The 13,135-nt window shown below is 70.2% G+C and carries 10 protein-coding genes; 5 read left to right on the top strand and 5 right to left on the bottom strand.

The window, feature by feature from the left end:
* Nucleotides 1–15: 15 nt before the first annotated feature.
* Together ACIO52_RS21095 and ACIO52_RS21090 are read left to right on the top strand one after the other, a co-directional pair.
* Nucleotides 16–2,277, top strand: coding sequence for an acyl-CoA dehydrogenase (locus tag ACIO52_RS21095; protein WP_316574532.1), 2,262 nt, complete (start codon nt 16–18; stop codon nt 2,275–2,277).
* Entirely contained in the window at nt 2,274–3,110 is an 837-nt protein-coding gene (locus tag ACIO52_RS21090; RefSeq protein WP_218719144.1) for an SMP-30/gluconolactonase/LRE family protein, read from the top strand. Before ACIO52_RS21095 ends, ACIO52_RS21090 begins: the two co-directional genes overlap by 4 nt.
* A gap of 104 nt (nt 3,111–3,214) precedes the next feature.
* Here ACIO52_RS21090 and ACIO52_RS21085 read toward each other — a convergent pair whose 3' ends face one another.
* A complete protein-coding gene (locus tag ACIO52_RS21085; RefSeq protein WP_218719145.1) occupies nt 3,215–3,817 on the bottom strand; it encodes a TetR/AcrR family transcriptional regulator in 603 nt (200 codons plus the stop codon).
* Between the two features lie 135 nt (nt 3,818–3,952).
* Between ACIO52_RS21085 and ACIO52_RS21080 the strand changes: the two genes are divergently transcribed.
* Entirely contained in the window at nt 3,953–4,804 is an 852-nt protein-coding gene (locus ACIO52_RS21080; protein WP_316574533.1) for an alpha/beta hydrolase, read from the top strand.
* A complete protein-coding gene (locus tag ACIO52_RS21075) occupies nt 4,801–7,182 on the top strand; it encodes a glycoside hydrolase family 3 C-terminal domain-containing protein (RefSeq protein WP_316574534.1) in 2,382 nt (793 codons plus the stop codon). The genes ACIO52_RS21080 and ACIO52_RS21075 overlap by 4 nt, the downstream gene beginning before the upstream one ends.
* 166 nt (nt 7,183–7,348) lie before the next feature.
* Here ACIO52_RS21075 and ACIO52_RS21070 read toward each other — a convergent pair whose 3' ends face one another.
* The 3 genes from ACIO52_RS21070 to ACIO52_RS21060 form a co-directional block, all read right to left on the bottom strand.
* The gene (locus tag ACIO52_RS21070) at nt 7,349–8,248 is read right to left on the bottom strand and encodes an SDR family NAD(P)-dependent oxidoreductase (RefSeq protein WP_402646030.1); all 900 of its coding nucleotides are present in this window, start codon (nt 8,246–8,248) and stop codon (nt 7,349–7,351) included.
* A gap of 182 nt (nt 8,249–8,430) precedes the next feature.
* A complete protein-coding gene (locus ACIO52_RS21065; protein WP_402646027.1) occupies nt 8,431–9,444 on the bottom strand; it encodes a MerR family transcriptional regulator in 1,014 nt (337 codons plus the stop codon).
* Nucleotides 9,438–10,100, bottom strand: a complete 663-nt coding sequence (locus ACIO52_RS21060; RefSeq protein ID WP_402646025.1) for a HEAT repeat domain-containing protein — start codon at nt 10,098–10,100, stop codon at nt 9,438–9,440. Before ACIO52_RS21060 ends, ACIO52_RS21065 begins: the two co-directional genes overlap by 7 nt.
* Nucleotides 10,101–10,350: 250 nt before the next feature.
* Here ACIO52_RS21060 and ACIO52_RS21055 point away from each other — a divergent pair, with 250 nt between their 5' ends.
* The gene (locus ACIO52_RS21055) at nt 10,351–11,301 is read left to right on the top strand and encodes an ABC transporter substrate-binding protein (protein ID WP_402646022.1); all 951 of its coding nucleotides are present in this window, start codon (nt 10,351–10,353) and stop codon (nt 11,299–11,301) included.
* 6 nt (nt 11,302–11,307) lie between these two features.
* Here the strand turns inward: ACIO52_RS21055 and ilvD are convergent, their stop codons facing one another.
* Nucleotides 11,308–12,999, bottom strand: coding sequence for a dihydroxy-acid dehydratase (gene ilvD, locus ACIO52_RS21050; protein WP_218719151.1), 1,692 nt, complete (start codon nt 12,997–12,999; stop codon nt 11,308–11,310).
* Nucleotides 13,000–13,135: the final 136 nt, after the last annotated feature.

Raw genomic sequence — 13,135 nt, 5'->3', positions numbered from 1 at the left:
CCCCAGGAGTTTCCGATGTCCCTCGCCGTAGACGCAGACCAGCAGGCACTGGCGGAATCGGTCGCCGCGTTCGCGCGCAAGATCGCCCCGCTGGCGCAGACGCGCGAGCACCTGTCCGACTATACGGCCGGGACCATGCCTGCCGAGGCATGGACGGCATTGTGCGAGCAGGGCTTACACGCGCTGCACCTGCCCGCGACCTACGGCGGCGACGACTGTGGACTGGCCACACTCACGGTCGCCGTCGAGCAACTGAGCACAACGCTGTTTCCCGGGCCCTACCTGCCGACCGTGACCGCTAGCGCGCTCGCCATGGCCGCGGCTGACGCCCAGGCCCTGCTGGCCGACTTCGGCGCGGGGATGACCGGAGCGGTCGCCACCGGCCCCGACCTGCGTGCCACTCGCGACGGCGACGGCTGGGTGGTATCGGGAACCTCCGATCCGGCCATCGGTCTGCCCGGCGCCGAACGCGTGGTGGTGCGCGCCGCCATCGACGGCGATCCGGAAGCGAGCGTGTGGTTCTGGCTCGACTCCGTTGACGTGGTCGCCTCCGGCACTACCGACCCCGTTGAGGTCCCCGCGGTTCAGCTGACTACCGCCGAAGCCGTCGACCTCACCCGATCGCTCGGGCGCGCTGCGTTCGAGGCCTACCGCGTGGATCCGGCACGGGTCCTCGGTGGCATCGACCCTGCCGTCGCGCAGCTGTGGACGACCACACTGGCCGCCGCGGAAGCGACCGGAATCTGCCGGTGGTGTCTGGACACCACCGTCGACTACGTCCGTGTCCGACACCAGTTCGGTCGTCCGATCGGCAGTTTCCAAGCGGTGCAGCACAAGACGGCGTTCATGTTGGTCCGGGCCGAGGTGACGAGCGCGGTGACCTGGGACGCGGCCCGCGCCGAGAGTCAACCGGCCGAGCAGCGACTCCTCGCCGCGGCGAGCGCCGCGCTGACCGCGCTGCCCGCCGCCATCGACCAGGCGGTCGATTGCGTGAGTCTGCTCGGCGGCATCGGATTCACCTGGGAACACGACGCCCACCTGTACTGGCGGCGCGCGATCGCCCTGGCCGCCACGGTCGGCGGTGAAGACGCGGCGGCTCGCGAGCTGGGGGAGCGGTGCCTGCGCGCCGAGCGTGACTTCGCCTTCGTCACCGCCGAGACATTGCCGGCCCTGCGCGCCACGGTCGGCGCCGTCCTCGACGAAGTCCGCACGCTACCCGACGACGAAATCGCCACGGCGGGTTGGGCTCCCGCGCGAGGAGCGGCCCGCCGGGCCCGGTTGGCCGCCGCCGGCTTGGTCGCCCCGCACTACCCGCCGCCGTACGGGCTCGGCGCAGGCCCGGCCGATCAGGCCGTGATCGCCGAGGAATTCGCGCGCCGCGACCTGACCCAGCCCGAACTCGGCATCGGCGGCTGGGTGCTCCCCACGCTGATCGAACACGGTGACGACGAGCAGCGCGCGCGGTTCGTCACCGATACCCTGCTCGGCAAGATCATCTGGTGTCAGCTGTTCTCCGAGCCGGGCGCGGGATCGGACCTGGCCGGGCTGTCCACCGGCGCACGCAAGGTGGATGGCGGATGGATGATCACCGGGCAGAAGGTGTGGAATTCCCAAGCGGTGGAGGCGGACTGGGCCGTGTGCCTGGCCCGCACCGACGCCACCGTGCCCAAGCACGCGGGCCTGACGTACTTCCTGATCCCGATGGACGCCGACGGCGTCGACGTTCGTCCGCTCCGGCAGGCCACCGGGATCTGGGAATTCAACGAGGTCTTCCTCGACGAGGTCTTCGTGCCCGACACTCAGGTGGTCGCGAACCCCGGTGATGGGTGGCGGATCGCGGTCACCACCCTGTCCAACGAACGACTCGCCATGGGCTCGGCCACCTTCGGCCACGGCTCGAGCACCCTGGTGCGCCGCCTGCTGGAATCCGGCGATCACGCAGGCACCCGCGACGACGCCGTGTGCGTGCTCGGCCGCAACACCGCGCTCGAGCTCTCGGTCGCCGCGCTGAACCTGCGCAACGCCGTGATCAGGATGAACGGCAGCGCTGTCGGCGCAGGCGCGGGCGACAGCGTCCGCAAGGTCTGGCATGCCATCGCCCAGCGCGACGCCTCCCGCGCGCTGGTCTCGGTCCTGGGCCCCCGCGCCGCCGTCGGCGCCCCCGAACAGCCCTACACCTTCGACTTCCTCGGCCTGCCTGCCATCCTCTTCGGTGGCGGCACCATCGAGATCCAGCTGGATATCATCGCCCGCCGCGTGCTGAGTCTGCCCCGATGACAGGGCGTTTCGGCGACGGACCGCTACGCGTGGAGGTCGTGGCCGACGGGCTCGGCTTCGTCGAAGGCCCGGCCGTCCTCCCGGACGGCCGGATCGCGCTGGTCTCGATGAGCCGGGGCAGCGTCTTGATCCTGGACCCTGATGGCACCGTCGCTGCCGAGCATCACACCGGCGGCGGCCCCAACGGCCTCGCCGTCGGCGCCGACGGCGCACTGTACGTCGCGCAGAACGGCGGTCGCTTCGCGGCGCGCAGCACCGCCGCACCGGGCATCCAGGTCATCCGCGACGGCCGCGTCGACTACGCATTCCGTGGCCTGGAATCACCGAACGACCTGGTCTTCGGACCCGACGGCCGACTGTGGGTCACCGACTCCCGCGCCGACGCCGACTTCCGGCGCCCGGAATCCATATCCCCGGGCCAGGTCTGGGCCATCGACCTCGACACCGGGCGACCCGAGCTGATGGCGCAAGGCCCGATCTTCGTCAACGGTATCGGCATCAGCCCCGACCATCACACCCTCTACGTCACCGAAACAGTGCACGCCCACATCACCGCGTACCCCCTCGTCGCAGGCGCCCTCGAACACGCCCGCATCCTCGCCACCCTCCCGGCCGCGCATCCCGACGGACTCGCCGTAGACCCCACCGGTCGCCTCTGGATCGCCACCACCACCGCAGACCGCATCGACGTCCTCACCCCCGAAGGCCTCCCCCTGACCCAGCACCCCCTCCCACCACGCAGCATGCCGACCAATGCCTGCCTAGGCCCCGGCCCGGCACTGTTCGTCACCGCCGCCGGCACCGGCAGCCTGCTCCGACTCACCCCCGAGTGACGCCGGGGCGGGCGTTCATCTGATCGATCAGCGAGTCCGATCATCCCCGCCGCGCGCCCGGGAGCGCGCGCTTTAGTGGTGGATTGTCCTGTGGGGCGACAGGATCAGCTCGAGAGCTGGGTGGTCAGGTCGTCGATGTAGGTGCGGAACAGGGATGCCATGTCGACGCGTTCGGGGTCGAGGAGCCATTGCAGTTGCAGGCCGTCCATCATGGCCGAGATCTGGCGGGCTACGGCGGGGGCGTCGATGTCGGGGCGGAAGGTTCCGTCGGTGACGCCGCCTGCGAGGGCCTCGGCCAGGTAGGTTTCCAGGATTCGGTAGCGCTCGACGACCCAGGCACGGGCGGGGTGGTCGCTGGTGACCGCCTCGCTGGTGACGACGGTGAAGAGCTGGACCAGGCCGGGGACGTGCATGTTGTGCTCGACCAGGCGGACCAGCTGTTGCAGGGCGTCCGTGCCGCGCAGTTGCCGGTTCATGCCCAGGCGGTCGTAGTCGAGGCGATCGCGGTAGTCCAGGACCGCGGCGAGGAGCGCCGCCTTGGTCGGGAAGTAGTGCAGCAGGCCGGTTTGGGACAGTCCGCAGCGCGTGGCGATCTCGGCGAGCGAGGAGTGGTGATAGCCGTTCGCGGCGAAGCTGTGCAGCGCCTGGTCGATGATCTGCTCGCGGCGGTCCTCGCCCCGTCTCCGGCGTTGGGGATGCGGCGTCATGAGCAGCGACAGTAGTCCGAACGGCGGGACCTGCAAACCGGAAGATAACGAACAAGTCACAGTACCGAGTGACCACTCGGGAACCTGGCACACTCGTGGCTGCCGGACTGGAATTCTGCGAGGGAAGGACCGCCGATGACTCGGAGCACCGAGGCAGTGATCGAATCGATCATGCTGCGGGGTGGCGCGGGTGCGCTCGCCGGATGGGAGATCACCCCGCCCTCCGGAACACCGGAACTCGGCACCGTGGTGCTGGTGCCGGGCTTCACCGGCTCCAAGGAAGACTTCGAAGCGATGCTCCCGCTGCTCGCGGCGGCCGGATATCGCGCGGTCGCCTACGACCAGCGCGGCCAATGGCAGTCGGAGGGACCCGACGACATCGCCGGCTACGCCATGGCCGATTTCTGCGGTGACCTGCACGGTGTCGTCGATCAGGTGTCGCCGCGGGCGCCCGTGCATCTGGTCGGGCACTCCTTCGGCGGCTTTGTCTCCCGCGTCGCGGTGGTCGAGACACCCGCGCGGTTCCGTAGCCTCACCCTGCTGGCGTCGGGGCCGTCCTCCGTCGAGGACATCAAGTTCCCGCCTCCGCAGATGGTGACGCAGGTGGTGGAGACGGCAGGCCAGGAGTTCCTGTGGCAGCAGATGAGCGATGCCATGGCCGCCGCCGGTCGGACGCCCTCACCCGAGCGCGCCGAGTTCCTGCGCAACCGGCTCGTGCGGACCGAGAAGGCGAACATCCTCGGCATTCTGAAATGCATGCAGACCCCGCCGTCGGTCGATCCCGCCGCGCTGCGCGATGCCGGAGTGCCGCTGCTGGTCGCCTACGGCGACACCAACGACCTGTGGGACCCCGAGGTCCATGAGAACTTCGCTCGGCAGCTGCGGGCCAGGACCGCGGTGTACCCGGGCATCGGCCACGTGCCGAACGAAGACGTCCCCGCACAGGTCACAGCCGACCTGGTGAACTTCTGGAGGGAACTGGCATGACCGACGACATCGACGACCTGCTGGACAAACTGGATCTGGCGGCCAAGATCCGGCTCATCTCCGGATCCGGTGTCTTCCGCTTCGCGGGCGAGGAGAGCATCGGCCTGGCCGAGATGCCCGTGTCCGACGGTCCCTCCGGGGTGCGCGGCGAGACCTGGGACGAGCGCGACCCCTCGATCAGCCTGCCGTCCGGCTCGGCACTGGCCGCCACCTGGGATCGTGAGTTGCTGGCCGAGATCGGCGGGCTCGTCGCCGCCGAAGCGCGGCGCAAGAATGTGTACGCGGTGCTCGGCCCGACCGTCAACCTGCACCGGAGTCCGCTCGGCGGACGGCATTTCGAGTGCTTCTCCGAGGACCCGGTGCTCACCGGTGAGATGGCCGTGGCCTACGTGTCCGGCGTGCAGGCGCACGGCGTCAGCGCCTGCCCGAAGCACTACGTGGCCAACGACTCCGAGACCGAGCGCTTCACCGCCGACGCGATCGTCGACGATCGCACCCTGCGGGAGCTGTATCTGTACCCGTTCGAGCGGGCGGTGGCGGCGGGCGCGTGGATGATCATGAACGCCTACAACTCGGTCAACGGCGTCACCATGACCGAGAATCCGCTGCTGGACGAGCCGTTGAAGGGCGAATGGGGTTTCGACGGCGTGGTGGTCTCGGACTGGACCGCCGTGCGCTCCACCGCGGGCGCGGCCAAGGGCACCGACGTCGCCATGCCCGGACCGTGGGAACTCTGGGGGGCGCCGCTGGTCGAGGCCGTCCGCGCGGGTGCGGTATCCGAGGCGGCGATCGACGAGAAGGTCCGCCGCATACTGCGATTCGCGCAGCGTGTGGGCGCGCTGAACGGAACGCCGCAGCAGCCACCGGTTTTCACCGAGGCGGCCGCGCGCCGGTTGGTACGTGATGCCGCCGCCAAGGCGATGGTGCTGGCCGCCAACGACGGGGTGCTGCCGCTGGGCGAGCCCGCCCAGGTCGCCCTGCTGGGCGCGGCGGCCGCCCAGCCGCGCCTCGGCGGCGGCGGTAGCTCGACAGTTGTTCCGTCGCACACCAGGTCGCCGTTGCAGGGCCTGCGCGAGGTGCTGCCAGTGGTGCACACACCGGGCGTCCACCTCGACGAGAACATGATCGCGGTGCCGCTGGACATCGTCACCGATCCCGAGACCGGCACCGCGGGCCTGCACCTGCGCTTCCTCGACGGCGAGACCGTCCTGCACTCCGAGCACCGCACCGCGGGCAATCTCATGCTCTTCGGTACGCCGTTCGCCCTGCAGGCCACCTCCGTCGAGGTCCGTGGTCGCCTACGCGCCGATGCGGCGGGGGAGTGGCGAATCGGCTACGCGGGCGTGGGCACACTGCGCCTCGAGCTCGACGGTGAGACGGTGCTCAGCGAGACCGTCTTCCCCGAAGGCGGCGATCCGGTCGAGATGTTGCTGAATCCGCCGCAGCGCTGGGTCACTAGGACTCTCGCCGAGGGCGACGAGGTCGATGTGCGGATCGAGCTGGTTCCCGCTCTCGACAAGGGCCTGCCCGCGATGGGCCTCACCTTCGGCATCGGCCGCCCGCGCCGCTCCGCCGACGAAGAGTTCGCCGCTGCGGTGGAATTGGCGCGGACCTCCGAGGTCGCCGTGGTCGTGGTCGGTACCACCGAGGCGATCGAATCCGAGGGCTACGACCGCACGGACCTGTCGCTGCCGGGCCGCCAGAACGACCTGGTGGCGGCGGTGGCCGCGGTGAACCCGCGAACGATCGTGGTGGTGAACGCCGGCGCGCCGGTCGAAATGCCGTGGCGCGACGACGTGGCGGCCGTGATCCTGGCCTGGTTCCCGGGCCAGGAATTCGGCGATGCGCTCGCCGATGTGCTCACCGGCGTGACCGAACCCGGTGGCCGGCTGCCCACCACCTGGCCCAAGGCGATGGCCGACGTGCCGGTTTTGGATACCACGCCGGCCGCCGACAACACCCTGCCCTACCCCGAGGGCATCCACATCGGCTACCGCGCCTGGCTGAAATCCGGTGTGGCTCCGGCCTACCCGTTCGGTCACGGTCTCGGCTACACCAACTGGGAGCTCGTCGACCTGACCGTGCAGGGGCACACCGCCACCGTCACCGTCCGCAATATCGGTGCGCGTTCGGGCCGCCAGGTGGTGCAGGCCTACCTGTCCCGCGAGGACAGCGCCGTCGACCGCCCGGTGCGCTGGCTCGCGGGCTTCGTCGCGGTGGAGGCCGAGGCGGGCGAAACCGTCACCGCCACCATCGAATTGCCGCAGCGCTCCTTCGAGCACTGGACCGACCAGGGGTGGACCGTCGAACCGGGCGCGTTCACCCTGCATGTCGGCACCTCGGTCGCCGCTGTCCCGCTCACCGCGGAAATCAGCTGATCCGGCGCTCGTCCCCGAGCCGGAAGCAGGTGACCGAGGTGTGGTTCGCCGTCGACGTGGAGCCACTCGATACCGAGGTCGCGTGGGTCACCGATGGGAGTGTCGACCAGGCTGGTTCCGTTTCCCCGGGCGCGCTGGGCCCGGGGAAACTCGGTGTCGGCTGAGCTCAGTCGAACAGGTCGAGCAACGAACCCTCGTTCTCCGTGCCGATGATCCCGACGGGCTTGCTGCCTGCATCGTCGAGGACCGCCTCGAGGTTCGCCTGGATGTCCTCCGGCGTGGGCTCGGTGTTGGTGTACCCGGTGGTCATCGTGAGCGCGAAGCGCTGCATCAGGCCGCCCTGGCTGAGCAGGGTCTCGCCGGTGATGGAACAGTCCTCGTGGGCGAGGTAGGCGACGGTGGGGGAGACCATGGCGGTGGTCATCGTCTTCTCGAGCATCTTCTTGAGATCGTCGGGGATCTCCGCCTCCGCCGCCATGCGGGTGTAGGCGGTGGGGGCGACCGCGTTCACGCGGATGCCGACCTCGAGGGCTTCCATGGCGAGGGTGCGGGTGAACGAGAAGACGGCGCCCTTGGACGCGACGTAGGCGCTCTGCTTCTCGAAACCGACCAGCGTCGGCGACGCGGTGTTGACGACCCGTCCCGCGCCCGACGCGATGAGATGGGGCCATGCGGCGGCCGTCACGGCGGCGGTGCCGAGGAAGTTGACCTCCATGTGCTGGCGGATGCCCTCGATCGCCTCCGGGCCGAAGGGCGTCATGTGGTTGATGCCGGCATTGTTGACGAGGATGTCGAGACGGCCGAAGGCCTCGATCGCGGTCTGCACGATCGCTTCGGCGCCGGTCGACACACTGTCGTAGTTCGCGACGGCCTTCCCTCCCGCCGCGACGATCTCGGAGACCACGTCGTCGGCCGGGGAGGTGTCGGACCCGCTGCCCGCGGCGGTGGATCCGAAGTCGTTGACCACGACCGATGCTCCCCGTGAGGCCAGCAGCAGCGCGTGCGAGCGGCCGAGCCCCCGGCCGCCGCCCGTAACGATGGCGACCTTCCCGTCAAAACGCAACATGGTCTCTCACTTCCCTCCATGCGTGGCATGGACAACAGGTCGATGCGCCGTTGGGCGACCCATCACAGTTAAATATATTTAATAGTATATGTCACCTCGGAGGCGGCGCGGCAAGCGATTGTGCGAAATCGGTCGGCGCGGGCCGGGCGTTGTCACCGCTCACGTTCGGACGCCCGACGACCTCAGCTCGTGGTCCGGGCGGCGACCAGTTCGGTGCAGGCGGTGGCGACGAGGGCGACGGAGTGATCGGCGTCCTCGCTGAGCGATCGCAGGGTCGCCAGTGCGTGGGTCCCGGGCAACTCGACCAAGGCCTGGACGAGCCGGATCCGGATGGCGGCATCGTCGGCGTGCGCGGTCAGCGCGTGGGTCAGCGCACCCAGCACGCGATCGGCGGATCCCGGATCCTGGGCGAGCGCGCCGAGGACCTCACCCGCCTCGACATCATTGGCGCCCGCGATCACCATGGCCACCAGGATCGGTTCGGCCGCGCTCACCCCGCGGCTGCCGGCGGCCAGGGCGGCGGGGCCGCGGACGGCGGGGTCCGGGTCGTCGAGCGCGGAAGTGAGCAGCTCGGTCGCGGCCTCGCCGGGGATCTCGGCCACCGCCAGTACGGCCCGCCGCCGGACCTCGACGTCGACGGCGGCCAGCCCTGGTGCGAGTGCGGCCAGGCCGTCGGCGCCGGCCCGCGACAGCGCCCAGCGCAGCGCGCCGGCCATGTTGGGCTCGGCCTCGCCGAGCACCGCCGTGGCCAGCAGCTCGGTCGGTACCGGCTCGTTCTCGGCGGGGTTCAGCACCGCCTGCAGGCGGCGCGGCGCGTCCGCCGAACCGAGCGTGCGCACCAGCTCGACGATGCGTAGCACATCGCGCCAGTCGCCAGGTTCGGCGTCCTCGACGGCGCGCAACCGCGCCAGCAGCTCGCGCTCGCGCACGAGCCGTTCCTCGGTGCGTTGGATGAGACCGGCGACCAGGGCCTGCGGGGTGAACGACCGATCGGCCAGCACCCGGGCGATCTCGCGCAGGGAGAGTCCCAGCGACCGCAGGCTCTCGACATGAAAGATGCGCCGGATATCGGCATCGGAGTACTCGCGATAGCCGCCGACGGTGCGCCCGGTGGGCGACACCAGCCCCAGCGAGTCGTAGTGGCGCAGCATCCGGGTGCTGACACCCGAACGCCGCGCCACCTCACCGATCAGCACGGGGCACCGTCGAGCGCCGCGACCCGCTTCGCCGCGTCGACATCGAGATCGAAGGCGGCGTCCGGATCACGCAGCAGCTGCTCGGTGGCCGCGGCGTGCGCGCGCACGCGGGGGTCGGCACTGCGCGACGCCCGGTCGAGCACCGGGGCGATCACCTCGCCCAGCGTCGTCAGCGCCCGGCTGAGGCTGCGCCGAACCTCCCGATCACCGCGCCCGAACTGGGTGGCGAGTGCGACGGCCAATGCCTCGTGTTCGGCCTGCGGCGCGAGTACCACCGCGGCCCGCCAGGCACTGCGCGCCACCTCGTCGTCGGGATCGCGCAGCAGCGCCGGGGTGATCGCCGGCCAGGCGGCCGGATCCCCGATCTTGGACAGCGTGTGCAGCGCCTGGCTGCGAGCCTGAGCGTGGTCGGAGTCCAGCTCGGCGCGCAGCCGGGGCACGGTCAGCTCCGCGGGGAGCCGCGTCAGCGCCCAGGTCAGCATGTCGCGCACGAAGAAGTCCGGCTCCACGGCGCAACGGTCGATCAGCACGCCGAGCAGCGCCGGGCCGGGGTGGGTGCCCGCGGCCAGCGCCGCCTGTAGTCGGGTCGACGCGGTCGGCGCGTTCAGTGCGGCGAGCAGCCGCGGGTCCACGGAATGTTCTGGTGTCCAGGTCATGGGAACCACCTCCTGCGTCCAGTGAAGACGTTGTCACTGTGTCAGGGTCAAGCGCTCGCGACCTCGTCGCCGCTCCGTCACTGTGTGCTCCGCTCTGCCGGTGGCTACTCTGGATAAGGTTTGCCTTGCCTTATTCTGTGTGGTCTAGTGGTGGCGAACCAGGAGCCACGTGTGGAGGAGGATCGTCATCGCGAACGAGAATCGGCACGACCGCGTGCTGAGTCGCCGACGGTTGTTCGCGGTGGCGGGGATGGCGGGAGTGAGTGCGGGCCTGGTGGCGTGCGGCGGGGGACCGGACGACGCGCCCGACAGTGCGGGGGACTGGGAGTTTCCCGATGGCCGCGGCGGCACCGTTCGCTCGGGTGCGACGCCGAGCCGGGTGGTCGCGTTCACCGGCTCCGCCGGCGCCCTGGTCGATTACGGGGTGCGCGGGCGCATCGTGGGTGTCTTCGGTGAGGCACACGCGCCGCACCTGCGCGGCGACCTCGACCCCGCCTCGGTGGCTGTCATCGGGGACGCGTGGGGCGAGTTCGACATCGAGAAGTACGCGACCCTCGAGCCCGACCTGCTCGTCACCGATTCCTATGTGCCGGGCCGGCTCTGGTACGTCCCGGACGAGAACCTGACCAAGATCGAGTCCGCGAACCAGAATGTCGTCGCCATGGAGGTCTCCGGCCGGAGCCTGCCCGAGATCATCGCGCAGTACCGGGCGCTGGCCGAGGCGCTCGGCGCCGATACCGCCGCTCCCGCGGTGACCGCCGCGCAGCAGCGCTTCCTGGCCGCGTCGCAGGCGGTGCGGGACGCGTCGGCAGCGCGCCCCGGGGTGCGGGTACTCGCCGCCTCGGCGTCTCCGGAGCTGTTCTACGTCTCCGATCCGCGCGCCTCGGCGGATCTGCGGTACTTCACCGAGCTCGGCGTGGAATTCGTTGTGCCCGAACGGGTGGACGCGGGCGGCTACTTCCAGTCGCTGAGCTGGGAGACGGCCGACCGGTACGCGGCGGATGTGATCCTGCTCGACGACCGGTCAACGGGCCTGCGGCCGAACGCGCTCGCCGACCGGCCGGTGTGGCGGAGCCTGCCCGCGGTGGCGGCCGGACAGGTCGCGTCGTGGTCGCCGATCTTCCGGTTCTCCCCCGCGGCCACCGCGCCGCTGCTGGAACGGCTGGCGGCCACGATCCGGGATGCGCGGACGGTGCGCTGAGCCGGGTCAGCCCGTGACGGCGCCGTGGGCGGCGGAGCTGACGAGTTTGCGGTATTTGGCCAGGACGCCGGAGGTGTACTTGGGCGGCAGTGGCTCCCAGCCGATCTTGCGCGCGGTCAGTTCGTCGTCGTCGATCTCGACGTCGAGGATGTGGTTGGCGACATCGAGGACGATCGGGTCGCCGTCGCGGACGAAGGCGATCGGGCCGCCGTCGACGGCTTCGGGCGCGACGTGGCCCACGCACAATCCGGTGGTGCCGCCGGAGAAGCGGCCGTCGGTGAGCAGCAGGACGTCCTTGCCCAGGCCCGCGCCCTTGATGGCGCCGGTGATGGCGAGCATCTCGCGCATGCCCGGTCCGCCCTTGGGACCCTCGTAGCGGATGACGACCACGTCACCGGCGACGATCGTGCCGTTCTCGAGCGCGTCCATGGCGGCGCGTTCCCCGTCGAAGACGCGCGCCGTGCCACGGAAGACGTCGGAGTCGAAGCCCGCGCTCTTGACGACGGCGCCCTCGGGGGCGAGGGAACCGTGCAGGATGGTGAGTCCGCCGGTCCGATGGATCGGCCGATCCAGGCGCCGGATGACGTCACCGTCGAGGCCGAGCTCGATCGAGGCCAGGTTCTCGGCCATCGTCTTGCCGGTGACGGTCATGACGTCGCCGTGCAGCAGGCCCGCGTCCAACAGCGCTTTCAGCACCACCGGGATGCCGCCGACCTTGTCGACATCGTTCATGACGTAGCGGCCGAACGGCTTGAGATCGCCCAGGTGCGGCACCTTCTCGCCGACGCGGTTGAAGTCGGCGAGGGTGAGGCCGACGCCGGCCTCGCGGGCGATGGCCAGCAGATGCAGTACGGCGTTGGTGGACCCGCCGAGCGCCATGACGATGGTGATCGCGTTCTCGAACGCCTCCATCGTCATGATGTCGCGGGCGGTGATTCCCCGGCGCAGCAGCTCGACGACGGCCTCGCCGGATTTGCGGGCGTACTCGTCACGGCGACGATCGGGGGCGGGCGGCGCGGCCGAGCCGGGCAGGCTCATCCCGAGCGCCTCGGCCACCGAGGCCATGGTGTTGGCCGTGTACATGCCGCCGCAGGCACCTTCACCGGGGCAGATCGCCCGCTCGATGCGATCGACCTCCTCGCGGGTGATCAGGCCCTTGATGCACGCGCCGACGGCCTCGAACGCGTCGATGATCGTGACGTCGCGGCCGTCGACATTGCCCGGCAGGGTCGATCCGGCGTAGAGGAACACGCTCGCCAGGTCCAGCCGGGCGGCCGCCATCAGCATGCCCGGCAGGCTCTTGTCGCACCCGGCGAGCAGCACCGAGCCGTCGAGGCGTTCGGCCATCATCACGGTCTCGACCGAGTCGGCGATGATCTCACGGCTGACCAGCGAGAAATGCATGCCCTCGTGGCCCATGGAGATACCGTCGGACACCGAGATCGTGCCGAACTCGAGCGGGTAGCCGCCGCCGGCGTGGACGCCCTCCTTGACCGCTTTCGCGAGCCGGTCGAGCGACAGATTGCAGGGAGTGATCTCGTTCCAGCTCGAAGCCACCCCGATCTGCGGTTTGGCCCAGTCCTCGTCACCCATCCCGACGGCGCGCAGCATGCCGCGCGCTGCAGTCTTCTCGAGTCCGTCGGTGACATCGCGTGAACGGGGCTTGATGTCGATCGACCGGTCGGTGTCGTCTGCCATGACCCGAGTGTAGGACCCGCGCGGTCCGAAGCTGATCAGCCTGCGGCCAACACTTGGGCGCTCGTCGTGCCGGCCCGGACGCACCAGGCAGTCGGTCGTCGCTGCGCCGCAACGACAACGCAAGTGCCGCACTGTG

This window comes from Nocardia sp. NPDC087230, assembly GCF_044744725.1.
Lineage (GTDB): Bacteria > Actinomycetota > Actinomycetes > Mycobacteriales > Mycobacteriaceae > Nocardia > Nocardia canadensis.
Note: the sequence above shows the minus strand (reverse complement) of the source record. Positions and strands in the feature narration are given on the sequence as shown.

Coding starts and splice junctions, on each gene's coding strand:
- ACIO52_RS21095 (WP_316574532.1), top strand. CDS start 16: ATGTCCCTCGCCGTAGACGCAGACCAGCAGGCACTGGCGGAATCGGTC.
- ACIO52_RS21060 (WP_402646025.1), bottom strand. CDS start 10,100: ATGACCTGGACACCAGAACATTCCGTGGACCCGCGGCTGCTCGCCGCA.
- ACIO52_RS21080 (WP_316574533.1), top strand. CDS start 3,953: ATGACTCGGAGCACCGAGGCAGTGATCGAATCGATCATGCTGCGGGGT.
- ACIO52_RS21075 (WP_316574534.1), top strand. CDS start 4,801: ATGACCGACGACATCGACGACCTGCTGGACAAACTGGATCTGGCGGCC.
- ACIO52_RS21055 (WP_402646022.1), top strand. CDS start 10,351: ATGGCGGGAGTGAGTGCGGGCCTGGTGGCGTGCGGCGGGGGACCGGAC.
- ACIO52_RS21085 (WP_218719145.1), bottom strand. CDS start 3,817: ATGACGCCGCATCCCCAACGCCGGAGACGGGGCGAGGACCGCCGCGAG.
- ACIO52_RS21070 (WP_402646030.1), bottom strand. CDS start 8,248: ATGTTGCGTTTTGACGGGAAGGTCGCCATCGTTACGGGCGGCGGCCGG.
- ACIO52_RS21090 (WP_218719144.1), top strand. CDS start 2,274: ATGACAGGGCGTTTCGGCGACGGACCGCTACGCGTGGAGGTCGTGGCC.
- ilvD (WP_218719151.1), bottom strand. CDS start 12,999: ATGGCAGACGACACCGACCGGTCGATCGACATCAAGCCCCGTTCACGC.